General features: G+C 67.9%; 18 protein-coding genes and 1 pseudogene. 15 read left to right on the top strand and 4 right to left on the bottom strand.

The window, feature by feature from the left end; translation table 11 throughout:
* Nucleotides 1–139 precede the first annotated feature (139 nt).
* The 3 genes from purE to NFR93_RS11015 are packed head-to-tail and all read left to right on the top strand — an operon-like array spanning nucleotide 140 to nucleotide 3,170.
* A complete protein-coding gene (gene purE / locus NFR93_RS11025) occupies nucleotides 140–607 on the top strand; it encodes a 5-(carboxyamino)imidazole ribonucleotide mutase (RefSeq protein ID WP_251453596.1) in 468 nt (155 codons plus the stop codon).
* Nucleotides 604–2,055: an LCP family protein gene (locus tag NFR93_RS11020; protein ID WP_251453265.1), complete on the top strand. Its 1,452-nt coding sequence runs from the start codon at nucleotides 604–606 to the stop codon at nucleotides 2,053–2,055. The genes purE and NFR93_RS11020 overlap by 4 nt, the downstream gene beginning before the upstream one ends.
* Nucleotides 2,052–3,170, top strand: coding sequence for a glycosyltransferase family 4 protein (locus NFR93_RS11015; RefSeq protein ID WP_251453264.1), 1,119 nt, complete (start codon nucleotides 2,052–2,054; stop codon nucleotides 3,168–3,170). Before NFR93_RS11020 ends, NFR93_RS11015 begins: the two co-directional genes overlap by 4 nt.
* Nucleotides 3,171–3,202: 32 nt before the next feature.
* Here NFR93_RS11015 and NFR93_RS11010 read toward each other — a convergent pair.
* The 3 genes and pseudogenes from NFR93_RS11010 to rfbA form a co-directional block, all read right to left on the bottom strand.
* Nucleotides 3,203–4,650, bottom strand: a pseudogene (locus NFR93_RS11010) (sugar nucleotide-binding protein).
* Nucleotides 4,631–5,632, bottom strand: a complete 1,002-nt coding sequence (gene rfbB, locus NFR93_RS11005; RefSeq protein ID WP_251453263.1) for a dTDP-glucose 4,6-dehydratase — start codon at nucleotides 5,630–5,632, stop codon at nucleotides 4,631–4,633. The pseudogene NFR93_RS11010 and the gene rfbB overlap by 20 nt, the downstream one beginning before the upstream one ends.
* Nucleotides 5,629–6,498 (bottom strand): glucose-1-phosphate thymidylyltransferase RfbA, encoded by an 870-nt coding sequence (rfbA, locus tag NFR93_RS11000; protein WP_251453262.1) that lies wholly within the window; start codon nucleotides 6,496–6,498, stop codon nucleotides 5,629–5,631. The genes rfbB and rfbA overlap by 4 nt, the downstream gene beginning before the upstream one ends.
* A gap of 145 nt (nucleotides 6,499–6,643) precedes the next feature.
* Between rfbA and NFR93_RS10995 the strand changes: the two genes are divergently transcribed.
* From NFR93_RS10995 to NFR93_RS10985, 3 genes are read left to right on the top strand one after another with little or no spacing between them, the layout of a single operon-like run.
* Complete coding sequence (locus NFR93_RS10995; protein ID WP_251453261.1) at nucleotides 6,644–9,109, top strand: SH3 domain-containing protein; 2,466 nt, start codon at nucleotides 6,644–6,646, stop codon at nucleotides 9,107–9,109.
* A gap of 51 nt (nucleotides 9,110–9,160) precedes the next feature.
* Nucleotides 9,161–10,069, top strand: a complete 909-nt coding sequence (locus NFR93_RS10990; protein WP_251453260.1) for an ABC transporter permease — start codon at nucleotides 9,161–9,163, stop codon at nucleotides 10,067–10,069.
* A complete protein-coding gene (locus tag NFR93_RS10985; RefSeq protein ID WP_251453259.1) occupies nucleotides 10,066–10,812 on the top strand; it encodes an ABC transporter ATP-binding protein in 747 nt (248 codons plus the stop codon). Before NFR93_RS10990 ends, NFR93_RS10985 begins: the two co-directional genes overlap by 4 nt.
* A 9-nt stretch (nucleotides 10,813–10,821) precedes the next feature.
* Here NFR93_RS10985 and NFR93_RS10980 read toward each other — a convergent pair whose 3' ends face one another.
* Nucleotides 10,822–12,681: a hypothetical protein gene (locus tag NFR93_RS10980; protein ID WP_251453258.1), complete on the bottom strand. Its 1,860-nt coding sequence runs from the start codon at nucleotides 12,679–12,681 to the stop codon at nucleotides 10,822–10,824.
* Between the two features lie 231 nt (nucleotides 12,682–12,912).
* Here NFR93_RS10980 and NFR93_RS10975 point away from each other — a divergent pair, with 231 nt between their 5' ends.
* The 9 genes from NFR93_RS10975 (at nucleotide 12,913) to NFR93_RS10935 (ending at nucleotide 24,480) form a co-directional block, all read left to right on the top strand.
* Nucleotides 12,913–13,974 carry a glycosyltransferase family 2 protein gene (locus NFR93_RS10975; RefSeq protein WP_251453257.1) on the top strand — a complete coding sequence of 354 codons (1,062 nt, stop codon included), beginning with the start codon at nucleotides 12,913–12,915 and terminating at the stop codon, nucleotides 13,972–13,974.
* The gene (gene glf, locus NFR93_RS10970) at nucleotides 13,971–15,113 is read left to right on the top strand and encodes a UDP-galactopyranose mutase (protein ID WP_251453256.1); all 1,143 of its coding nucleotides are present in this window, start codon (nucleotides 13,971–13,973) and stop codon (nucleotides 15,111–15,113) included. Before NFR93_RS10975 ends, glf begins: the two co-directional genes overlap by 4 nt.
* Nucleotides 15,114–15,136: 23 nt before the next feature.
* Nucleotides 15,137–15,931 (top strand): ABC transporter permease, encoded by a 795-nt coding sequence (locus tag NFR93_RS10965; protein ID WP_251453595.1) that lies wholly within the window; start codon nucleotides 15,137–15,139, stop codon nucleotides 15,929–15,931.
* Nucleotides 15,931–16,686: an ABC transporter ATP-binding protein gene (locus NFR93_RS10960; protein ID WP_251453255.1), complete on the top strand. Its 756-nt coding sequence runs from the start codon at nucleotides 15,931–15,933 to the stop codon at nucleotides 16,684–16,686. The genes NFR93_RS10965 and NFR93_RS10960 overlap by 1 nt, the downstream gene beginning before the upstream one ends.
* Entirely contained in the window at nucleotides 16,683–18,842 is a 2,160-nt protein-coding gene (locus tag NFR93_RS10955) for an acyltransferase family protein (RefSeq protein ID WP_251453254.1), read from the top strand. The genes NFR93_RS10960 and NFR93_RS10955 overlap by 4 nt, the downstream gene beginning before the upstream one ends.
* 1 nt (nucleotide 18,843) lies before the next feature.
* A complete protein-coding gene (locus NFR93_RS10950; protein ID WP_251453253.1) occupies nucleotides 18,844–19,986 on the top strand; it encodes a polysaccharide pyruvyl transferase family protein in 1,143 nt (380 codons plus the stop codon).
* Entirely contained in the window at nucleotides 19,983–22,082 is a 2,100-nt protein-coding gene (locus tag NFR93_RS10945; protein ID WP_251453252.1) for an acyltransferase family protein, read from the top strand. The genes NFR93_RS10950 and NFR93_RS10945 overlap by 4 nt, the downstream gene beginning before the upstream one ends.
* Before the next feature lie 122 nt (nucleotides 22,083–22,204).
* Nucleotides 22,205–23,197: a lysylphosphatidylglycerol synthase domain-containing protein gene (locus NFR93_RS10940; RefSeq protein ID WP_251453251.1), complete on the top strand. Its 993-nt coding sequence runs from the start codon at nucleotides 22,205–22,207 to the stop codon at nucleotides 23,195–23,197.
* Entirely contained in the window at nucleotides 23,194–24,480 is a 1,287-nt protein-coding gene (locus NFR93_RS10935) for a glycosyltransferase family 4 protein (RefSeq protein ID WP_251453250.1), read from the top strand. The genes NFR93_RS10940 and NFR93_RS10935 overlap by 4 nt, the downstream gene beginning before the upstream one ends.
* Nucleotide 24,481: the final 1 nt, after the last annotated feature.

The raw sequence follows: 24,481 nt of genomic DNA, 5'->3' as shown, positions 1-24,481 counted from the left end.
GCTCTCCAGCCTAGGAAGCCCCAACACCGGCGGGGCCGGAACGACCGCGCCGTTGCGGGGTTTGTCCAGCGTCGCGCCCTAGCCTTGTCGGGTGACCACGCCGCTGCATTCTTCCGAGGCGCCCCTGGTCGGCGTCGTCATGGGCTCCGACTCGGACTGGCGCGTGATGAGCGACGCCTCGCAGATCCTCAGCGACCTCGGCGTCCCGCACGAGGTCGAGGTCGTCTCGGCCCACCGCACGCCCGACAAGCTGCTGCGCTATGGGCGCGAGGCGCGCGGGCGCGGCATCCGGGTGATCATCGCCGGTGCCGGGGGCGCCGCCCACCTGCCCGGCATGCTCGCCTCGCTCACGGCGCTGCCGGTCGTCGGCGTTCCGGTGCAGCTGGCGACCCTCGACGGGCTGGACTCGCTCCTGAGCATCGTGCAGATGCCCGCCGGCATCCCCGTCGCGACGGTGTCGATCAACGGCGCGAAGAACGCGGGCCTGCTCGCCGCTCGCATCCTCGGCACCTCCGACACCGACCTGGGTGACCGGATCGAGGACTACGCGCGCGCCCTCGAGGCGCAGGTCGATGAGAAGAACCGGCGTCTCAAGGAGTCCCTGTGAGTGTGGCCGCCCCACCGCGCCACCGCACGGCGGCTCCCCGGGCCGTCCCGCGCTCCGTCGTCCAGGAGCGCCCGCTGCGCTACCCGGACGCGACCTCGCGCGCGCTGATGACCCGCCGGGGCTGGTGGCTGGTCGTGCTGAACTTCCTCGTCCCCGGGTCGGCGCAGGCCCTCGCCGGCAACCGGCGTCTCGGGCGCCTCGGTCTCGGAGCGACGCTCAGCCTGTGGCTCTTCGGCGCGATCGGGCTGCTCGCGCTCGCGCTGTGGCGACCGGTCGTGCTCGCCGTCGCGACCAACTGGTTCTTCCTCACCGCAGCGCAGCTGGCCCTCGTGGCCTACGGCGTGCTGTGGGTCGTGCTCACTGTCGACACGCTGCGCCTCGTGCGGCTGGTGCGCACCGGACGCCTCGCGCGCTTCGGCATCGCCCTGCTCGCCGTCGCGCTCACCGTGGTCTCGGGCGGCACCGCCGCCTATGGCGCGACCGTCGCGGGAACGACCCGCGACACCCTGGGCGCGATCTTCGGAGAGAGCGGTCCTGCCGTCCCGCCCTCGGACGGCTACTACAACATCCTGCTGCTGGGTGCCGACAGCGGGGAGGGCCGCGATTCGATGCGGTTCGACAGCATCTCGGTGGTCTCGGTCAACGCCGACACGGGGGCGACCACCATCACCGGCATCCCCCGCGACATGCCGAACTTCCCGTTCGCGGACGGCCCCATGAAAGACCTGTACCCCGACGTGCACGAGGGTTTCGCGAACGCGACGTGCGGCTGGGGCAGCGGCATCAACCAGCTCCGCACCGAGGTCGAGGTGTGCCGCGACGGCGACGCCCTCTATCCGGATGCCGCCTCGACGGGCTCCTCGCCCGGCGTAGAGGCGACCAAGGACGCCGCCGAAGGCATCCTGGGGATCGAGATCCCGTACTACGTCTTCATCGACATGCACGGATTCGCCGCGCTCATCGACGCGCTGGGGGGAGTCCAGATCACGGTCGAGGAGCGCCTGCCCGAGGGAGGCGGTCCCGCATACGACGGCCAGCCCGCCGAGGAGTGGGCCACCGGCTGGATCGAAGCCGGACCGCAGCGGATGGACGGCGACACGGCCCAGTGGTATGCGCGGTCGCGCTACACGACCAGCGACTACGACCGCATGAAGCGCCAGCGGGTGCTTCAGCAGGCGATCCTCGAGCAGTTCACGCCGCAGACCGTCCTGACCCGCTTCCAGGACATCGCCGCCGCGGGCACCGATCTCGTCGAGACCGATCTGCCCCAGTCGCTCATCCCCTTCCTCGCGGACCTCGCCGTCGACGCGCGGGAGGAGCCCCTGACGACGATCGAACTCACGCCCGCCAACGGGGTGGAGGAGTCCGCGCCGGACTACGCCTACGTCCACGAGCTCGTGCAGCAGGCACTGCACCCGCCGACGCCGACCGCCACGCCGGCGCCATGACGGCCACCCTGCGGGTGCTGCTCGACCAGGTCGCCGCGCCCACGGATCCGATACTCGCCGAGGCCTCGCGCGACCTCGCTCGCGCCCTCGTCGCCGGCGCGCCCGACGGGTGCGACGTCGAGGGCATCGTGCCCGCGGGGGCCGACGATCTTCGCCGCGTGCCCGGACTCTCGAGCGTGCGGCGCACCGCGCTGGCACGCCGCGAGCTGGCGGCCGCGCTGCAGCTCGGCGTCGCGACGGGGATCGGCGGTGGCATGATCCACTCTCCGACGCTCATGGCGCCCCTCGTCAAGCACGACCGTCTGCACGACCACGACCAGACGGTGGTGACGGTCTGGGACCTGCGCGCCTGGGAGGCCCCCGACGAACTGCCCCGCGGGCAGGCGGCGTGGCAGCGCGCCATGCTCAAGCGCGCGGCCAAGCACGCCGATGCGATCGTGGTACCCACCCATGAGCTGGGCGAGCGTCTGGCCGAGCGCGCGAAGGTCGGCGACCGTACCCGGGTGATCTCGGGCGCGGCGCCGCTGGACTTCGCCGTCCCGTCCGACGAAGTCGGCCGCCGTCGACACCTGGGTGTGCCCGAGGGCTTCGTCCTGCTCAGCGGCGCGGCGCCCTCCGACGCGGTCGACGCGGGACTGGCCGCCGTCGCGGCATCGGGACTCGACCTGCCTGTCGTGGTGCTGGACGTCGATGAGGGACGCGAGCCGGCCGTGGCCGAACTCGCCGAGTCCGTCGGCGTCCCCGAGCGGCGCGTCCATGTCCGGGGCGCTCTCGAGTGCGCGGACCGGGCTGCCGTGTTCGGCGCGGCGCTGGCCTACCTCGCGCCCTCCGCGCGGACCGCCTTCCCGTGGCGGGCAGTCGAGGCTCTCGCGCTGGGCGTCCCCGTCATCGCCCACGACACCCCGACCCACCGCGAGGTGATCGTCGACGGCGGCGATCTCATCGCGGCGACGGATGCGGCATCCCTGATCGAAGGGCTCGGCAACGCCCTGGCGCGGGCCCTCGCCACGACATCGGCTGCGGAGCGGCTCGGGGTGATGGCCGGAGACCGGGGCCGCGTGTTCTCGTGGCACGGTGCCGCGGAGCGCGTCTGGCAGCTGCACGCCGACCTCTGAGGGTCTGGCAGCTGCACGCCGACCGCTGAGGGTCAGGTTCTCGGGCTCCCGCCACCGCGCAGGCTCAGGTACGTCTGGAGTGCCTCGGTGTGGTCGGTGGGGGTGTATCCGGTGGCGCGGATCTTGGTGAGGTCGAGGACGCTGTTGGTGGGTCGTGGGGCGACGGGGTGGGGGTGTTGGCGTAGTAGTCGTGTGTGGTGGTGGGGGTGATGCGGTGGGGGTCGTGTCCGGTGAGGTGGTAGATGGTGCGGGCGAGGTCTGCCCAGGTGGTGGGTGGGCCGGTGTTGGTGAGGTTGTAGGTGCCGTGGGGTGCGTGGGTGCGGGTGAGGTGGTGGATGCCGGTGGCGAGGTCGGTGGTGAAGGTGGGGCGTCCGGTTTGGTCGTCGACGACGGTGGGGTTGATGCCGCGGGCGGCGAGGGTGGTCATGGTGCGGACGAAGTTGTGGCCGTCGCCGATGACCCAGCTGGTGCGGATGATGTAGTGGCGGGGGACGGTGGCGGTGATGGCGTCGCCGGCGGCTTTGGTGTGTCCGTAGACGTTGAGGGGGCTGGGGTCGGTTTCGGTGTAGGGGGTGGGTTTGGTGCCGTCGTAGACGTAGTCGCTGGAGATGTGGACGAGGGTGATGTTGTTCTCGGTGGCGATGCGGGCCAGCGCGGCGACGGCGGTGGCGTTGGCGGCCCAGGTCGCGGCGGCCGGTGGGGTTTCGGCGGTGTCGACGGCGGTGTAGGCGGCGGCGTTGATGATGGTGTCGTAGTCGCGCCAGTGCCGCGCGGTTGGCAGGTCGGGGTGGGTGAGGTCGAGGGTGTGACGGTGGTGTATTCGATCCAGGGTGCTCGCCGTATTCGGCGCGGAGGTGCGCGGCCGGAGTTGCCCGTTCGCGCCGGTGATGGGGGTTTTGCGCGGTGGCAGGGGGTGACGTCGGCCAGGCGTGGGTGGGTGCGGTCTTTGTCGGAGATCTCGGCCTGGTGGAGGATGGGCCAGGGGATGTCGGCGGTTTCGTCGGCGAGGTTGAGGAAGGTAGGGGGCGGTGGGGGTCCAGTGGTCGTTGACGAGGTAGGTGTAGGCGGTGTCGGGGTGGAGGGTCTGGTAGGCGTTGCCGACGCCGCGGGGGACGAAGATCGCACGGGAGGGGTCGAGTTCGGTGGTGTAGACGGCGCCGAAGGTGGGGCCTTGGCGTAGGTCGACCCAGGCGCCGAAGATGCGGCCGGTGGCGACGGAGACGTATTTGTCCCAGGGTTCGGCGTGGATGCCGCGGGTGGTGCCGACCTGGTCGTTGAAGGAGATGTTGTTCTGCACCGGCCCGAAATCCGGCAGCCCCAGGGGCAGCATCTTCTGCCGTTGCCAGTTCTCTTTGAACCAGCCGCGGGTATCGCCGTGGACGGGCAGGTCCCAGACCACCAGCCCGGGGATGGGGGTGGGGGTGGGGGTGAGGGGTTTACCGAACTCGATCGACACCGGATCACTGCCCTTTCGAGGCATAGAACGCTTCGACACCGGTTTTGGTGGGTGCCCACCAGGGTTCGTGGTGCCGGTACCAGTGGATGGTCGCGGCCAGCCCGGCCTCGAAGTCGGCGTACCGGGGCTGCCAGCCGAGTTCGGTGCGCAGCCGGGTGGAGTCGATCGCGTACCTCAGGTCGTGGCCTGCCCGGTCGGTGACGTGGTCGTACGCGTCGGCGGGCTGGCCCATCAGGGTGAGGATGAGTTCCACGACGTCTTTGTTGCTTTTCTCCCCGTCCGCGCCGATCAGGTACGTTTCCCCGATCCGGCCGGTGTCCAAAATGGTGAGGACGGCGGAGGAGTGGTCGTCGGCGTGGATCCAGTCCCGCACGTTCTCGCCGGTGCCGTAGAGCTTGGGTCGGATGCCGCGGAGGATGTTGGTGATCTGGCGGGGGATGAACTTCTCCACGTGCTGGTACGGGCCGTAGTTGTTGGAGCAGTTCGAGATGGTGGCGGGCACCCCGAACGAACGCACCCATGCCCGCACCAGCAGATCCGACCCTGCCTTCGTGCTGCTGTAGGGGGAGGAGGGGCTGTAGGGGGTGGTCTCGGTGAACCGTGCCGGGTCATCCAGTTCCAGATCACCGTAGACCTCGTCGGTGGAGATGTGATGAAACCGCCGGTGATGGCGGCGGGCCGCTTCCAGCAGCGTGTACGTGCCGACGATGTTGGTATCCAGAAACGGTCGCGGGTCATCCAGGGAGTTGTCGTTATGGGACTCCGCGGCGTAATGCACCACGGCGTCCACCCCCGCGAACAGCTCATCCACCAGGGCTGCGTCGCAGATGTCGCCCCGCACGAAACGGAACCGGTCCTGCGGGAGCCCGTCCAGGGACATCAGGTTTCCGGCGTAGGTGAGTTTGTCCAGCACCGTCACGTGGTCATCGGTGTGCTCGAGGACGTGGTGGACGAAGTTGGAGCCGATGAACCCCGCCCCGCCGGTGACCAGCAGCCGGCGGCTCATCGCCCGTGCTCCAGGATCTGCAGCAGATACCTGCCGTACCCCGACTTCACCAGCTTCTCCGCCCGCACCCGCAACCCCTCATCGTCCAGGAACCCCTGCCGCCACGCGACCTCTTCCGGCACCCCGATCGACATACCCGTGCGCCGCTGCATCGTGCGGACATACTCCGCCGCGTCGGTCATCTGATCGAACGTTCCCGTGTCCAACCACGCCGTACCCCGCGGCAGCACCTCCACCTGCAGATCACCCCGCTCCAGATACGCCCGGTTCACATCCGTGATCTCGTACTCACCCCGCGCCGACGGCACCAACCCCGCAGCGATACCCACCACATCGTTGTCATAGAAATACAACCCCGGGACCGCGTAATTCGACTTCGGCGCCACCGGCTTCTCCTCCAACGACACCGCGCGCCCCGACCCGTCGAACTCCACCACCCCGTACGCCGACGGCTCCGCAACCCAATACGCGAAGATCGCCCCACCCGACACATCCCGGAACCGGGCCAGCTGCGTCCCCAACCCCGGCCCGTACAGCAAGTTGTCACCCAACACCAACGCGACCTTCTCGGACCCGATGAAATCCGCACCGATCGTGAACGCCTGCGCCAACCCATCCGGAGACGGCTGCACCGCGAACGACAACGACACCCCGAACTGCGACCCATCACCCAGCAACCGCTGAAAGAACGGCGCATCATGCGGCGTCGTGACCACCAGAATCTCGTCGATCCCCGCCAACATCAACGTCGACAACGGGTAATAAACCATCGGCTTGTCATACACCGGCACCAACTGCTTCGACACACCCAACGTGATCGGATGCAACCGCGTCCCCGACCCACCCGCAAGAATGATCCCCCTCATCCCGTCATCCTCGCACTCGCCGGTCCTCCCCGGGAGTTCGCCGATCTCCGCGTGTCTCAGCGCCGGAATTCGAACGATTGTTGTATCGCACCAGTCACATCCGTCACACTGGTCACGTGAAGCAGATCCTTGAGCGAGCGATGTCGTGACCGTCCGGACGAAGATCGCGGCGATGACGGCCGCCCTGACGGTGGTCATCTCCCTTGTCGGAGCAGGGTCTGCGTCCGCTGCCGAGCCCATCGCGACGGAGGCTCCTGCCGCCGTCGCGGCCGGGCCCGCGGCGCCGACGGACATCGTGAAAGCTGCCGATCTGTCGAAGTTCAATCCGGGCAACATCGTCAGCGATGCGGTCTTCTTCAACAAGAGCACGATGTCGGAGGCGCAGATTCAGGCCTTCCTCGAGAAGCGAGTGCCCTCCTGCCAGGCCGGCTACACGTGCCTCAAGGACTGGTACGACACGTCGCGCACGACCACTGCCGATGCGATGTGCGGCGCGTACAGCGGGGGCACCCGCGAACGCGCCGCCCGCATCATCTTCAAGGTTGCGCAGGCCTGCGGCATCAACCCGCAGGTCATTCTGGTCACTCTGCAGAAGGAGCAGGGCCTGGTCACCCACACGTGGCCGAGCGACTGGCGCTACACGATCGCGATGGGTCAGGGCTGCCCCGACACCGCGGCGTGCGACACGCGCTACTACGGCTTCTTCAATCAGGTCTACGGTGCGGCGTGGCAGATGAAGCGCTACGCCAACCCGCCCGGGACGAGTCAGTTCTTCACCTGGTACGCGCCGGGCAAGACCTGGAACATCCTCTTCAACCCCAACCACGGCTGCGGGACCTCGCCGGTCTACGTGCAGAACCAGGCGACCTCCAACCTCTACTACTACACGCCCTATCAGCCCAACGCGGCGGCCATCCGAGCGGGCTACGGCGAGGGCGACGGCTGCTCCGCGTATGGGAACAGGAACTTCTTCAACTACTTCACCGACTGGTTCGGCTCGACGCAGTCGAGCTCGCCATGTGCCGTCCCGGCGGGAACCGGTTCGGCGAGCTGGACGTATGTCACCGTCTCTGCCACGACCGCGCGCACAGCACCCAACAGCTCGTGCACGACCGGCGCCGCAGCGATCGAGACCGGGGCGATCGTGAAGGCCCTCGCCACGACCGCGGATGACCAGTGGCGTAAAGTGCGGACGACGGAGGGCGATCTCTGGGTGCCGCGGGATGCGCTCCGGCAGGCCACCTCCCAGGAGTCGCCGTGCGCTCATCCTGCGGGTATCGGATCCGCGTCGTGGACCTATACGGTGACCACCGCCACCCAGGGGCGGGCGGCCCCGACCACCGCCTGCGCGGCCACGGTGGAGCTTCCCGCAGGTGCTGTGGCCAAGGCGGTCGCGACGTCGAAGGACGGTCAATGGCGACAGCTGCGGACCGTCGACGGCGACGTCTGGGTTCCGCTGGCAGACCTTCGCGCATCGACCTCGGGAGAGCTCGCCTGCATCACGCCGACGGGCACCGGCCCTGCGTCCTGGACGTACACCGTGGCGGTTGGAACGACCGGACGCACCGCGCCGGCCGGTGGTTGCGCAGAAGGTGCCGTGTCCCTCTCGACCGGAACGACCGCCAAGGCGGTGGCGACGTCGGCCGATGGGCTCTGGCGCCTGCTGGAGACCACCGAGGGTCGCAGGTGGGCGCTGGTAGCCGACCTGCGTCGCGCCACTGCCGACGAGGCGGCGTGCGCCGCACCGATCGGAACGGCGCCCGCCTCTTGGACCTATGTGACTCAGCAGGAGGCCGTAGCCCGATCCGCACCCGACTCCGCGTGCTCGCTCGGGGCGACGACCGTTCCGGCCGGCGCCGTGGGCGTCGCCGTGGCGACCTCTGCGGACGGGGAGTGGCGCAAGCTGACGATCGCGGGGACCGCGCGCTGGCTCGCTCTCGCCGATCTTCGCCAGGCCACGGCCCAGGACATCGCGTGCGCCGTGCCGACGTCGACCCGATCGGCGTCCTGGACCTTCGTGGCGACCGTCGCGACAACCGGACGCTCGGTGCCGAGCCACGATTGCGCGGCCGGGGAGACAGCCTTGCCTGCCGGGACGCTCGCGACGGCGATCGGGGCGTCGGACGACCTCGCCTGGCGCCTACTGCGGACCGACACCGGTGACGTATGGGTGCCGGTCGCCGACCTGCGCCGAGCGACCGCCGCCGATACCGCCTGCACGCCCGCCGTCGGGACGACGTCGGCTACGTGGACCTATGTGACGAGCCGAGCCACGACAGCTCGAACGGCACCGAACGCGCTCTGCGCAGAGGGTGCGGTTTCGCTCCCCGCGGGAACGATCGCCAAGGCGATAGCTGCTTCCGCGGACGGTGCCTGGCGCCTGCTGCAGACAGCGACGGGAGACCGTTGGATCCTCATGGCGGACATCTCGCATGTGCGGACGACGACCACCGCCTCGGTGAATCTGCGCACTTCCCCGAGTACGTCGGCGACCTCGCTGGCGACGTTGGCGAAGGGGACCACCGTGGTGATCGTGGGGTCCTCCGGGGCATGGCGAGAGGTGACTGCGGGAACCAGGCAGGGGTGGGTCCACAGCGACTATCTGAAGTGACCGGCCCGCCCTCAGCGGGCGATCAGCGCCGCTCGCCTAGGATGGCAGATCGTGGCGATCAAGCGAGATTACTTTGCGGCGGTGCCCCGCGCGGAGTTCAGCGTGCCGGGCACCAGCCGCGGGCTGCTGGACGTCGTACGGTGGCGGTACCTGTTGCGACTGCTCGTGCGCACGGGTGTCACCACGCGCTACCGCAACTCGGCATTGGGCTGGACCTGGTCCTACGTCCGGCCGGCCGCGCAGTTCCTGGTGTTCTGGCTCGTGATGGGCGTGTTCCTGCAGCTCGAGCGCGGCATCCCCAACTACGCCGTGTACCTCTTCTCGGGGATCATCGGCATCAATCTCTTCTCCGAGGCCTTCAAGAACGCCACCACCTCGATCGTGGGCAACGCACCGCTGGTGCGCAAGGTCTACCTTCCACGACAGCTGTTCGCGGTGTCGTCCGTGTTCGTCGCCTTCATCCACTTCCTGCCGCAACTCGCGCTGCTGCTGGTGGTCTGCGTTCTGCTCGGGTGGGTCGTGAACGTGACGGTCCTGACCATCCTCGCCATGCTCGCCGGGATGCTGATCCTCATGCTGTTCGCGTTCGGGGCGGGTTTGCTCTTTGGAGCACTGAACGTCCGCTTTCGCGACGCCGAGAACATCGTCGAACTCCTCCTCATGCTGGTGACCTGGGCGTCGCCGGTGCTGTACTTCTGGACCATGGTGCGGGATGCGTTCGCCGATGTGCCGTGGCTGACCCAGCTCTATCTCCTCAACCCGATCACCCAGGCCGTCGAACTGTTCCACTATGCCTTCTGGCAGCCCGTCACCCTCTCTCAGATGGCGCAGAACGGACTGTCGCTGCCACCGACGCTGGGGTGGGGGACCGCCTCCGCGCTCGCCCTCTCGGTGGTGGTCATCGCGATTGGTCAGATCGTCTTCCGCCGGCTCGAAGGAAGGTTCGCGCAAGACCTATGAGCGACTCCACCCTCACGGCCCCTCGGCCCAGCATCATCGTCGACGACGTCCGCAAGACCTTCCTGCTCAACCACGCGCATTCGTTCAAGGACACCGTCGTGAGCTGGATACGTCGACGCAAGATCGCGACGCCGTTCCACGCGCTGCGCGGACTCGACCTCGTCATCAACGAGGGCGAGTCCGTCGCCATCCTCGGCTACAACGGGTCAGGCAAGTCGACCCTGCTCAAGCTGCTCTCCGGCGTCATGAAACCCGACGCCGGAGAAGTCCTCACGCGCGGCCGGGTCGCCGGCCTCATCGAAGTGGGGGCCGGTTTCCATCCTGAGCTCTCGGGCCGCGAGAACGTGTTCCTCAACGCAGCGATCCTCGGGATGCAGCAGAAGGAGATCGAGGCGCGCTACGACGAGATCGTCGCCTTCAGCGAGATCGAGGAGTTCATCGACCAGGAGGTCAAGCACTATTCGTCGGGCATGTTCATGCGTCTGGCATTCTCGGTCGCCATCCATGTCGACGTCGACGTCCTCCTCGTCGATGAGATCCTCTCGGTGGGGGATGCGCCCTTCCGTGCCAAGTGCCGCGCGAAGTTCGACGAGCTGATCTCAGCCGGGAAGACGCTGGTCATCGTCAGTCATGACATGGAGATGGTGCGGGAGCTCTGCACCCGCGCCGTCGTGATCCGCAAGGGCGAGCTGGCCTTCGACGGTGCGGTCGAAGACGCCATCGCGGCGATGAACGCCGCGTAGCGGTCCTCGTCAGTCCGCCGACGCGCCCGCGCCCGCGCCCACATCGTCCAAGCTGAGCAGGCGACCCTGCGACGCGAGTTCGTCCTGCAGGTCGCCCTCGAGGACCCAGAGGCGGTAGCCGTAATCGGTGTCCGCATCGTAGGGGAGTGCCCCGAACTCCTCGGCCTCCGGCCACCAGCCGCAGGCCACGACGAGTTCGGAATCGAAGGACTCGCCGCGCTCGATGCTCACGAGGGTCACCTCGCGTGGTGCGAGCCAGTACGGCAGCCAGTTCACCGCCTGATGGATCGCGAGAGACGAATCCCGGCAGTCGCGATTGATCGCGATGTCGGTCTCGGTGCTCGATACCTCCTCGATCTCCTCGACGGCCGCTGCGATGTCGTTCGGGTAATCCCGGGACTGCGTCTGGTTCGCCGCGATCGACAGGGGCATCAACGCCAGCGCCCCCACCGTTACGAGGACATGCGGGCGGGTGCGCAGCAGCAGGCAGCCGACGAGAGCGGCCACCACGAAGATGGACGCCAGAAGCCACCACTTGTTCGGGTTGGTGAACCAGGGGATCATCGGCACTTCGTACGGTGCCCCTGTCGGGAAAAAGCGGTCCCAGCTCAAGATCGCTGCCGAGTTCGCAGGGCCATTGAGGTTCCCCCAGGTCGGCACGGACGGGGCGATCCAGAGAACCACCAGCAGGGACGCGACCGTGGCCAGGGCGAGGCTGACGGCGATCACGCCTCGACTCAGCACCCGGACCAGTGCGACCAGCGCGATGAGGCTGATCAGGGCGGCGACAGGGTCGATGTACCGCGTGTAGATCGAGGCGTCGAAGCGGGCGCCGGGCGTCGGCTCGAGATCGGGGGAGCCGGCCCAGGAGATGACGCTCATGGCGATGGTCGAGAGCGTCACCCCGAAGATGAAGCCCCCCACGCCCACGTGGAGTCGGCGGAGCTCGCGCCACACCCAGACCACCAGCAGGACGAGCCCTACGGCCATCAGACCCGCGGTCCCCACGAATTGCGCCCACATCTGGGTGACGAAGACTTTGACGACGTCGCTCGCCGGTGCGGCCATGAGCTTCGTCCAGACGCTGCTGCCCTGCGAGAAGCCGGTCAGCAAGACGTGCTCGTGGATGGCGGAGGAGACTTCGCGTACCGCGAAGGAACCGACGGCGAGGACCGCGAGTCCGAGCGGAACGAGGATCCACCGGCGCCGGGCGAACAGCACGATCCAGATGGCGGCGACGATGACCAGGGTGAGCGCTCGGGCATGGACGAAGTACGTCGCGACGATCGCCAGGGCGAAGAGGGTCATGCGCCACCACGTCGGGCGGAGCCAGAGTGTGACCGCGGCCAGAAGTGCCCACGCCATGAAGAACATGAGCGGCTTCTCTGCAAGAACGTAGTCGGCGTTGACGACCCGTGCGGGCAGGCACATCACCAGACCCCCGACGGCGATCGACTGCGGCCACGTGAGCCCCAGGCGGTGCGCGGTCATGGAGAGCGGGATGACCGTGGCGATGGCCACGACGTTCCCCAGAGCGATCGCCGCCGCGTACACCGTTGCGGCGTCGTGCGTGAACCACCAGATGGGCGCCATCATGAACGACCAGCCCGGATAGTATCCGGCGCCGGAAAGCGGCGTGACGTTGCGGTCGCCCGAGATCCACCGGGCCATCTGCAGCACGTGGTTCTCGTCCCAGGGTGTTCGGGGCGCGTTTGCATCCCATGCCGAGAACACGTGCAAGACGATCGCGGCAACGACGACCGCCACGGCGAGCACCCACCACCAGGCCGAGTGCGCGACCGGCTGCGTGCGGGGACCATCGCTCCGGCGACGGAGCGTGGCAGGGATCGTTACATCGGCGATCGACAAGGAGTCTGGTCCTCACTGGCGACGGAAAGCGGGAGTCGGACGGCTTCGAGCAGTCGACCGGTGCGCGGGCCAGTGTAGTCGCTGCTGCCTGAGAGCTTTCAGCGCCGGTGCATCTCAGGGCGCGCGCCGTGAAGCAGTCGCACAGGGGGCCATCGATACAATGTCCTGCGGCGGACCGGAGGCGTGCCCGCGGCCGCGTCGCCACTAGACCCTGAAGGACCCGCTCACCGTATGCGATTGTTCGTACAGATTCCGTGCCTCAACGAGGAACAGACCCTCCCCTCGGTGCTTTCGACGATCCCGAAGGAGATACCGGGCGTCGACGAGATCCACATCCTGGTCGTCGACGACGGCTCGACGGATCGCACTGTCGAGGTGGCGCGCTCGCTCGGTGTAGAGCACTTCGTCTTCCACACCCGCAACATGGGCCTGGCGCGGTCCTTCCGCGACGGGGTCGACTACGCGATGCAGCACGGAGCCGACATCGTCGTCAATACCGACGGCGACAACCAGTACCCGCAGGATCGAATCGCCGATCTTGTTCAGCCGATCATCGCGGGCGAGGCGGACATCGTCATCGGCGACCGCCAGACGAAGACCATCGAGCACTTCTCCCCGTTCAAGAAGCTGATGCAGGGTATCGGGTCGAACGTCGTCAACTTCGCAGCCGAGACCGATCTGCCCGACGCCGCCAGCGGGTTCCGGGCGTACTCCCGCGAGAGCCTGGTCAGGTTGAACGTCGTGACCCAGTTCAGCTACTGCATGGAGACGATCATCCAGGCCGGCAACAAGCGCCTGCGTATCGCCAGCATCCCCATCAAGACCAACCCCAAGACGCGCGAATCGCGGCTGTTCAAGAACATCTTCCAGCACATGGGCCGGTCAGGTCAGGCCATCATGCGCAGCTACGTGATGTTCAAGCCGCACGTGGTCTTCCTCACCCTGGCGGCTCTTTTCTTCCTGGGTGCGCTCATTCCGTTCGGACGCTTCCTCGTCCTGTCATGGATCGGCGCAGCCGGTGATCACATCCAATCGCTCATTCTCGGCAGCGCTCTGCTGGTGGGTTCGCTCCTGAGCATCGCCCTCTTGGTCATCTCGGACATGCTTCGCACCAACCGGACGCTGATGGAGGATGCTCTCGAGCGCATCAAGCTCATCCAGTACGCGCCTGAGAACACCATCGATCCCAACCGCGCCGACGTGTCGGACGCGACGCACCACCCGTCGATGCCCGTGGCGATGCCGCGTCATCTGACCCCGCACGATGCCGACGCGCAGATTGGACCCCAATGAACACCGACCTCCTGGTCGTCGGCTCCGGATTCTTCGGCCTCACGATCGCCGAGCGCGCGGCGGACGCCGGTCGCCGCGTGACCGTGATCGATCGACGCCACCACATCGGCGGCAACGCCTACAGCGAGAACGAACCGCAGACCGGCATCGAGGTGCACAGGTACGGCGCGCACCTGTTCCACACCTCGAATGCGACCGTGTGGGAGTACGTCAACCGCTTCACGACGTTCACCGACTACGTGCACCGCGTGTACACCAACCACAAGGGCGTCGTGTACCCGATGCCGATCAACCTGGGCACGATCAACCAGTTCTTCCAGGCCGCTTACACGCCCGACGAGGCCCGTGCGCTCGTCCTCGAGCAGGCGGGGGAATTCGACGTCAAGAACGCCGCGAACCTCGAGGAGAAGGGCATCGCCCTCATCGGCCGTCCGCTGTACGAAGCGTTCATCCGCGACTACACCGCGAAGCAGTGGCAGACAGACCCGAAGGACCTGCCCGCCGAGGTGATCAGCCGGCTTCCGGTGCGTTACACGTACGACAACCGCTACTTCAACGACACGTGGGAAGGCCTGCCCACAGATGGGTACACGGCGTGGCTGGAGCGCATGGCCGATCACCCGAACATCGACGTGAAGCTCGACACCGACTACTTCGACGAGTCGCAGCCTCTGAACAAGCGCGCCACCGTGGGACAGGTGCCCGTCGTGTACACCGGCCCCGTGGACCGCTACTTCGACTTCGCCGAAGGCGAGTTGAGCTGGCGCACCCTCGACTTCGAGGAAGAAGTGCTCGAGGTCGGCGACTACCAGGGCACACCGGTCATGAACTATGCCGATGCCGGCATCCCCTACACGCGCATCCACGAGTTCAAGCACTTCCACCCCGAGCGTGCCGAGAGCTACCCCGCCGACAAGACCGTCATCATGCGGGAGTACTCCCGCTTCGCCGCCCGCGAGGACGAGCCCTACTACCCGGTGAACACACCCGAGGACCGGACCGGCCTGCTCGCCTACCGCGACCTGGCCAAGGGGGAGAAGGACGTGTACTTCGGCGGTCGTCTCGGCACCTACCAGTACCTCGACATGCACATGGCGATCGGCGCCGCGCTGTCGATGTGGAACAACCAGCTCGCGTGATCTCGCGTCGGGCAGCGGACGCCGTGAGCCCGGGCGCCGTCGGGGCGCCCGGGTCGGTGCGGCGTTACCTCCACTCCCTGTGGCTGCTCTCGGCTCGGGACCTCCGCGTGCGATACGCCACGAGTGCGCTCGGCTACCTGTGGTCGGTTCTCGATCCGCTCGTCATGAGCGCGATCTACTGGTTCGTCTTCACCCAGGTGTTCCACCGGAGCGAAGTAGGTGAGGCGCCGTACATCGTCTTCCTCATCACCGCGCTGCTCCCATGGGTATGGTTCAACTCGGCGGTCACGGACTACACCAAGGCGTTCAGCAAAGATGCCCGACTGGTGAGGTCCACGGCGATTCCGCGATCGATCTGGGTCAACCGCGTCACTCTCAGCAAGGGCGTGGAGTTCCTGCTCTCGCTGCCCGTGCTCGTGGGTTTCGCCGTGATCTCGGGGGCAACCGTGGGTTGGGGAATCCTCCTGTTTCCCGTAGGCATGCTCCTCCAGGTGACCTTGCTCACGGGGCTCGGCCTGCTGATCGCGCCGCTTTGCGTGCTGTGGAGCGACTTGGAGCGGACGACGAGGCTGGTGTTGCGCGCCCTGTTCTACGCCACTCCCATCATCTACGGCATCTCTGATCTTCCCGGCGTGTTCGCCGACATCGCGGCGTTGAACCCGCTGGCGGGGATTTTCACGCTCTACCGGGTCGGATTCTTCCCTGACCAGTGGAATCCGTTGAGCGTGGGTCTCGGAGCAGTCATCGCGGTGGCGGTTCTCCTGATCGGCATAATGACCTTCCGGCGCCTCGAGCGGCCGCTGCTGAAGGAGCTGTGATGACAGCGCGTGACGTCGCCATCGAGGTCGCTGACCTGGGCGTCCGGTTCCGCCGGAACCGTCGGGGAAAGCGGACGCTCAAGGACCTCTTCGCGGGGGCGAAGAGGCGCACCCGCCCGGACGAGTTCTGGGCGCTGCGCGGTGTCAGCTTCACCGTGCGCACCGGCGAGGCCATCGGCGTCGTCGGCCGCAACGGGCAGGGCAAGTCCACGCTGCTCAAGCTCGTGGCGGGCGTCATGCTCCCGGACGAAGGATCCGTGAAGGTGCATGGCGGCGTCGCCCCGCTGATCGAGATAACCGGTGGGTTCGTCGGCGATCTGACCGTGCGCGAGAATGTCCGACTCACGGCCGGCCTTCACGGCATGTCGCGTGCCGAGGTGACGAGGCGTTACGACGGGATCATCGACTTCGCCGAGCTCGGGGACTTCCAAGACACCCCGTACAAGCACTTGTCGAACGGGATGAAGGTGCGCCTGGCATTCGCCGTGGTCTCGCAGCTGGAGGAGCCGGTCCTGCTGGTGGACGAGGTCCTCGCCGTCGGCGATCGCGCGTTCCGCGAGAAGTGCTACCGACGTATCGACGAACTCCTGTCGGAGGGGCGAACGCTTTTCTTCGTCAGCCATAACGAGCGGGATCTCCGGCGCTTCTGCACGCGCGGACTGTATCTGGACAAGCATCGGCTGACCTTGGACGCGCCCATCGGCGAGGTGCTGGATCGTTATAACGCCGACACCGACGGGAGGGTCGGATCGTGAGCGCGCTGACGACCGCCGGTGCGAAGCCGGCGCCACCCAGGAAGAGGGAGGCGACCGGTGGATTCGACTGGTTCGAGGACGGTCCGCGGTTCCGTCCCGAGATCCAGGCGCTGCGCACGATCGCCGTCTTGGCAGTGGTGGCGTTCCACCTCGCCCCGGGCCTCGTCCCCGGCGGGTTCATCGGAGTCGATGTCTTCTTCGTGATCTCGGGTTTCCTCATCACCTCGCACCTCCTGCGCGACGCTTCGCGCACGGGTCGTCCCGTGCTGACGACCTTCTGGATGAGGCGCGTGCGGCGCCTCATCCCTGCAGCGTTCGTGGTGCTGTTGGCGACGACGCTCACCACGCTCATCGCCGTGCCGGACGTTCTCTGGCGGCAGTTCCTGTCCGAGATCGTCGCCAGCGCCGTGTACATCGAGAACTGGCTCCTGGCGTCGAGTGCCGTCGACTACTTCGCAGAAGACCAGGGCGCGTCGCCGGTGCAGCATTACTGGTCGCTGTCTGTCGAAGAGCAGTTCTATCTGGTGTGGCCGTTGCTCTTGACCTTGGTCATCCTCGCCGCCCGCGGTCGCGCGGGGCGTACGCAGCGGTCCGCTGTGGTCGGAGCGATCTCTCTGATCGTCGTGGTGTCGCTGGCTTACTCCGTTCTCGTCCGTCACGAGGCATACGGGTACTTCTCGACCTTCACGCACGCGTGGGAGTTCGCGGCCGGAGCGCTGTTGGGCGTATTCGCCGCGTCGGTGTCCCGGTTCTCCTCGCGGTGGCGGTGGACGGGAAGTCTCATCGCGTGGGCGGGCTATGCACTCATCGGATGGTCGATCTTCGCCTACTCGGGTCAGACCCCGTTCCCAGGGGCGGCCGCGTTGATCCCCGTCGCGGGAACGCTCGCCGTGATCGCCGCCGGTACTGTCGAGGGCCGGTGGGGTCCGGACTGGCTCGCCGCGCGACGACCCGTCCAGTGGGTGGGCGACGTGTCGTATTCCCTCTATCTGTGGCACTGGCCGCCGATCGTCCTCGTTCCGATCATCTCGGGTTCACCCCTGGGTGTTCCGGAGAAACTGGCGATCCTCATCGGTTCCTTCCTTCTCGCGGCGGTGACGAAGACCTTCGTCGAGGATCGGTTCCGGGGCGGTCACTCCCTGAGCGGTCGTGCCAAGGTGCGTACCGCCGCGGCGCTGGGAGCGGCGACCGTGGTCGTCGCGGCGATCGGGCTGACTCCGCTTGCCGCCCTCGACGCTCAGGACCAGCGCGCTCGTGCCGAGCTCGTTCAGCTGCGCGAGGGCGAGTGCTTCGGGGCGGCGGCGATGCTCCAGGCGGGCTGCGACGGCGGTCACCAGGTCACTGAGCGCATCGGCGCCCCGTTCGCCCGGCAGGACACGCCCGTGAGGTGGGCGGGCGTGGATTACCAGGATTGCCGCGAGGCCGCCCCCGGTGTGCCGCAGTGCGTGTGGGGCCCCGAGGATTCGGAAACCACGGTTGCGGTCGTCGGAGACTCGCATGTGGAGCACTACCTGCCGGCCATCGCCGCCATCGCCGAGCAACGGGACTGGCAGGTCAAGCTCATGTGGTACGCGGGGTGCAGGGCTGCGCTGCCGACGTACGACGACGTCGTGGCCACATTCGGCGATGAGCTGCAGATCGAGCAGAGCGAAGCCTGCGGAGCGTGGAAGGAACGCGTCGGCGGGGTCGCTGCGGGCGACCCGGACGTCGACGTCATCGTGACCACCAGCGGGTCGCGCCCGATGACCGACGTCGTCACTGATTCGGCGTCGACTTCCCGCATCGCGGAGGGGTTTCGCGGGATGTGGGCGCAGCTCGCTGAGGGGGGCGCTCCGGTGCTCGTGCTGCGCGATGGCCCGCTCGCCCCTCGAAGCGTCCCCGACTGTGTCGCGTCGGCTGGGGAGAGCACGGATCCGTGCGCGTTACCCCGTGAAGATGTGCTGCCGGAGGATGCGATCGACGTGGCGTTGGCGCAGCCACTGCCGCCCGGAGTGACGACCGCCGATCTCAACACCACTCAGTGCGACGATGAGACGTGCCACTTCGTCGTCGGTGGAGTCATCACCCACTACGACCGCAGTCACCTCTCCGCCACGTTCGCTGAGACGATCGCGCCGTACCTCGCGTCGGAGATCGATCGAGCACGGGGGCGTTGACATGAAGATTCCACGCTTGCCGCGCCGCGGCCGGCCCGTCGGATCGAGCGACAAGCCGATCTACCTCATCTCGACGGCCGGTCATCCCAACTACGGCGACGAGGTGATAGCTCGCGCATGGCTGGATCACCTCGCCCTGCGTCACCCTCACCGCGATGTGTGGCTCGATTGCCCTCATCCGGGTCGCGCCTCCCATCTGTTCGCGGGAACGCATCCGCGTCTACGCGTGACGAACACCTTGTGGGAGCTGGCGATGGGCAGCGCCACGCATGACCCGATCACCGACGACGATCGCGTCCGCACGCTCGTGCGCGACCTCGGCTCCCCTCGGTTCGACGCCGGCCTCCTCGCACTTCGCGACGTTGAATCCGTCCACCTGCTCGGCGGCGGATACCTGAATGCGCTGTGGCAGGACAACCTCGGTCTCGTTTCGGCGGTGCTCGAGCTGCGTGAGAGCTTCGGCGTACGGCTGATCGCCACCGGGCAGGGCCTCATGCCGCTGACCGACGCGCAGTCGACGTGGCTGCGCCGTGGGCTCTCGTCGTTCGATGACCTCGAGGTGCGGGACGCCGAAAGCGCAGTGGTCGCGCAGACCGATGTCGGACTCGACGACGCGTTTCTGGCCCTGGCGCTGCCGAGACCGCTGTTCGACGCGTCCCCGGCACCCGAGCGCATGGTCCTCGTCCAGGGGGACCTGCGCGCGTGGGACGACGAAGAGGCCCGTGCGGCCATCCGGGCGCATGCGGCCGGGTCGCGAGAGATCGGGCTCGTCGAGGCTATACCGCCCGATGACGTGCGCTACGCGGGCGCATCGGGAACAGGTGAGCGGGTGTACGCGTTCGGTCATATCTGGCACGACGGGCTGCCGGCGTCCGCTGGTCAGAAGTGGCTCACGAGTCGATTCCACGCGCACCTCCTTGCCGCCGCTGCCGGGGCCGCGGGGCTCGTGGTGGAGGGCGCCAAGGGCTACTACGACGTCAAGCACGCGTCTCTGCTTGCGCTGGGCACGGGCTGGACTCGCATCCATGCGGGAGACGACGTGACCGCCGACGACGCCTCCGCCAACCCCGACTTCCCCGCGCGCGCGAAGGATCTGGCTGCTCGCAAGCTCGCCCTCGCGGACCGGCTGTACCCGCGACGATGAACGCTACGGTCCTCAGCCCGGCCGCTCCCGCCGCCCGGCCGGGCACCAGACGGCACGCACGATCGACGCGTCGACACGGGGGGCACGCGCGGATCGTCGAGATCGACGGCCTGCGGGCCGTCGCACTGCTGTTGGTGGTCCTGTTCCACCTCTTCGGTCAGGGGCGCGTGTCCGGCGGGGTGGATGTGTTCCTGTTCGTCTCCGGCGTGGTGCTGGCGCTCTCGCTCCGCTCCAGCGTGCGGAAGGGGACCGAGCGCAGGGTGCTGGAGCGATGGGCGCGGACGTTCGGGCGACTCGCCCCTCCCGCCGCCGTCGTTCTCGCAGCGATCGTCGTCATGGCTTTCACGATCCTCCCGCCGTGGACACGCACGCAGGTGGTCGCCGAGGTGGTGTCGGCCGCCGTCTACGTCGAGAACTGGCAGCTGATCGACTCGCAGTTGGCGTACGGCGCAGCGGGCCCTCTCACGAGCCCGGTCCAGCACTTCTGGTCTCTGTCCATTCAAGGGCAGCTGTTCGTCATCGTGCCGGTGCTCGTCGCGCTCGTGTTCCTCGCCCGGCGGTTCGTCGTGCGTCCGGGCGCCGTGATCTGGACGTTCGCCGTCGTGGCGACGGCCGCATCCTTCGTATACGCACTCGTCGCCCACGCAAATGATCCGGCGGCGGCATACTTCGACACTTTCGCGCGGGCCTGGGAGTTCGGCGCGGGCCTCGTAATCGGGGGGCTGCTCAGCATCGGCGCGGCCAGACGGATGCCGATTCCCGCCATCCTCGGCTGGATCGGCCTCGCCATGATCCTCAGCAGCGGGTTCGTGCTGGACGGGGCCACCGCGTACCCCGCGGCCGGAGCCCTTCTGCCTGTCGGGGGAGCGGCCCTCGTCGTCCTGTCGATCGGCGCTTCGGGCCCGATGAGCGCGGGGCGTCTGCTGAGCTCCCGCATCTTCTCACCCGTCATCAAGATCTCTTACGCGCTCTACCTGTGGCACTGGCCCGTGCTCATCGGCTACCTCGCCGTCCGCGAGCGTGTGGACGGAGCGATCGGCTGGCGCGGGGCGGGCCTGGTCCTCATCGTGTCGCTCGCGCTCGCCTCGGCGACATGGTGGGGTCTCGAGCGTCCGCTGGCGCGTCTGCTGTCGCACCCCGGCCGATACCGGGGCGCGGTTCCCGCTCTCGTTGCGATGCTCGCGGTGCCGGCTTTCGCGCTCGGCGCGCTCTGGCTGAGTCACGCTTCGCGGCCCGCCGTCGAGGCGGGTGGCTGTCACGGCGCAGCAGCGGTTGATCCGCAGCGACCCGAGTGCGCAGACGCCATCGATCCGGCGGCGCCGCTGCTCCCCGCCTTGGACGCCCTGCGGACCGATGACGACAACCGTCCCGAGTGCTGGGCCCGTCCCTCTTCCGAGGACTTCGCGATGTGCACGGTGGGCAGGGAAGAGGGGTACACGAAGCGCCTCGTGGCCGTGGGTGATTCGCACAGCAACACCCTTCTGGGCGTCTACGAGCAGATCGCGCTCGCGCACGGGTGGCGGATCGACATCGCCGGGCGGGCGGCCTGCCATTGGACCGATACCCCCCGTGATCAGCACAACCGTGCCTTGGCCCGACGATGCGAGAACTGGAACGCGGCGGTGGACCGCTATGTCGCGACGACTCCGTTGGACGGCATCCTGGTGACGAACTCGAGCAAAGCCGAGTACACGGTGGCACCCGGCGAGGACGTCGCCGATGCGCGGGCGAGAGGGTACGCCTCCGCCTGGGCGGAGCGCGCCAATCCCGCAACCCCGGTCATCGCGATCCGCGACAATCCCGTCTTCGGGAGCGAGGCGCTGGAGTGCGTGCTGAGCGCGGATGACGTCGCCGCAGGCGAGTGTACGAGACCCCGGGATACGGTGATCCTCGACGACGGGCTGAGCGACGCCGTCGCGCTCGACCCCTACGCCCATATGATCGACCTCAATCACTTCATGTGCGACGAGGAGACCTGCTCGATGGTGGTGGGAGGCGTCATCACCACCCGTGACGGTGCGCATCTGACGGCCACGTACGCGCGCAGCCTCGCGCCCTACCTGGACCGTGAGATCAGCGGGGTCCTGGGTGGCTGACCGGCCCCCCCGCCGGAGCGCCCAGGCGCCGGTTGGTAGACTCGCTCGGTGCCAGCCCCGTCCGTCTCCCACGTCCCCGATCTCGCGCACGGTCCCGCCGTGCCCGCGGGGAGGAATGACGGATGAGCGATGACCAGCAGCCCCCCGAAGCGAAACGTCGGCGTCGCACCTTGCTGCGACGGGCGATCCCGATCGTCTTCTATGCCCTACTCGGGGTCTTCCTGGTGGTCGCGATCGTCACCATCGACTGGGCGGCGCTCGACGGCCTGAGCCTTTCGTGGTGGCCGTTGATCGCGGCCACCGTGCTCAGCATCCTCTTCCGTTACCTGGGTGTCTTCATCTGGCTGCGCCTGCTGTATCGCCTCGGCGGTCGCGGGCTGCGCGGGCACTACATCGAGCTCACCTACATCTACGCGAAATCATGGCTGGGTCGCTACGTCCCCGGGGCTGCCACCTGGATACTCGGCAAGGTCTACTTCGCCGGTCGGCATGGGGTACCCCGCTCCAAGCTCGCCGTCAGCGGGGTGCTCGAAGGTGCGCTTCAGATCGTGGCGACGTTGATCGTGGGCATCGCACTGGTGATGCTCGACGCGCGTGCGGCAGCCCTCGCTCCCTGGGTGAGATGGGCGATGGTGGCCGCGCTGGTCGCGGGTGTGATCGCGCTCATCCCGCCGGTGTTCCACCGACTGCTGTCGCTCGCGTTCCGAGTGCTGCGCCGCGGAGCGCCCGACGCCAGCCTGTACCCCGGGTGGGGTGCCATGCTCGAGGCGACCGCGCTGTATGTCGGGGGTGCCCTGATCACGGGGGCCAGCTATTACCTCGTGGCGGTGGCCGTTTACCCCGACCTGCCGATCTCGGACGCGCTCTTCGTCATCGGTGCTGCAAGCCTGTCGTCGGCCGTGAGCATGCTGGCGGTCTTCGCGCCCGGAGGGCTCGGAGTGCGCGAAGGCACGCTCGGCCTGTTGCTGGCGGTGGTGATGCCCGGTGCCGTCGCCCTCGTCCTCGTGATCGTGTTGCGCCTATGGAGCATCGTGGTCGACCTGCTGTTCTACGCGATCGCCTGGCTTTCCCGCGGGAGGCGTCGCCCGGCCGCGATCGGAGCCGAAACCCCATGACCGCAGCTTCGTCCGGGCCCCACGTTCTCGTGGTGGCCTCCACCTTCCCTGCCGGCCCCGATGACACCGTTCCCCGCTTCGTGTACGACCAGGTGATCGCTCTGGCGCGGGTACGACCGCAGTGGCGCTTCACAGTCCTGGCCCCCCATGACGGCCGCAGCGTCACCGCCGACCGCACCGAGCACGACGCGTTCACCGAACGGCGCTTCCACTATTTGCGGCCGCGTCGTTGGCAGTCCCTCGCAGGCCACGGGATCATGCCGGCCATCCGCAGCAACCCCCTTCAGATCCTCGCCGTGCCCGCGTTGCTGTGGGGGGAGTATCGTGCGATTCGGAGCATTGTGCGTCAGGAGCGCCCCGATATCGTCTACGCGCACTGGTTCACGCCGCAGGCGCTGTGCGCCGCCCCGGTGGCCGCTCGGGCCCGCATCCCGCTCGTCTTCACCACCCATGCGTCCGACGTCGCCGTCTGGGGTCGATTCGGCGGCTTCGGGCGAGCGTTGGTGTCGGCTGTGACCCGGCGAGCCGGCCGCTTCACGGCCGTCAGCGAGACATCGATGCTCCGCATGAAGCCCTTTTTCGACGAGGCGGGGTGGGCGCGGGTGCGCGAGCGAGCTCAGGTCATCCCGATGGGCGTGGAACTGACGACCGGAACGGTCGCGGATGATCTCGGTCGCGCCTCGCGTGGTCGGCGAACAGTGCTTTTCATGGGGCGTCTCGCCGAGAAGAAGGGCGTGAGGTTTCTCTTGGAGGCCTTCGCGACCGTGCAGGCCTCGATGCCGGACGTGGACCTGGTGGTCGCCGGGGACGGACCCCTGCGTGCCGATCTCGAGGCGCGTTCACGTCGCCTAGGCCTGCAGGACAGGGTTTCTTTCGTGGGCTACCGGTCTGGGCCCGCCAAAGACGAGCTCTATCGGCGGGCCGACGTCTGCGTGCTGCCCTCGATCGTCACCGACGACGGAGACGCCGAGGGGCTCCCCGTCGCCCTCCTCGAAGCGCTCGCCTATGGTGTGCCGACGATCGCCAGTGAGGCGAGCAACGCCGGCGAAGTGGTCGATTCCGGGGTGGATGCCGTCGTCTGCCCGGCGGGCGACGCAGCCGCTCTGGGCCGTGCCCTCGAAGACATGTTGTCGTGGCCGGCGGAACGCCGGGCGGCGATGTCGACCGCGGCGCGCCGCACCGCGCAGCGTTTCGACTGGAACCACGTCGCCGAACAGACGGCGCAGTTCCTCCTGGATCCATTTCTGGGTGGCCACCGCGCACCCGACACCTCAGCCGAGTAGG

This window comes from Microbacterium sp. Marseille-Q6648, assembly GCF_943181415.1.
Taxonomy (GTDB): Bacteria; Actinomycetota; Actinomycetes; order Actinomycetales; family Microbacteriaceae; genus Microbacterium.
The sequence above is the reverse complement of the archived record's forward strand: the minus strand, read 5'-3'. Positions and strand labels throughout refer to the sequence as shown.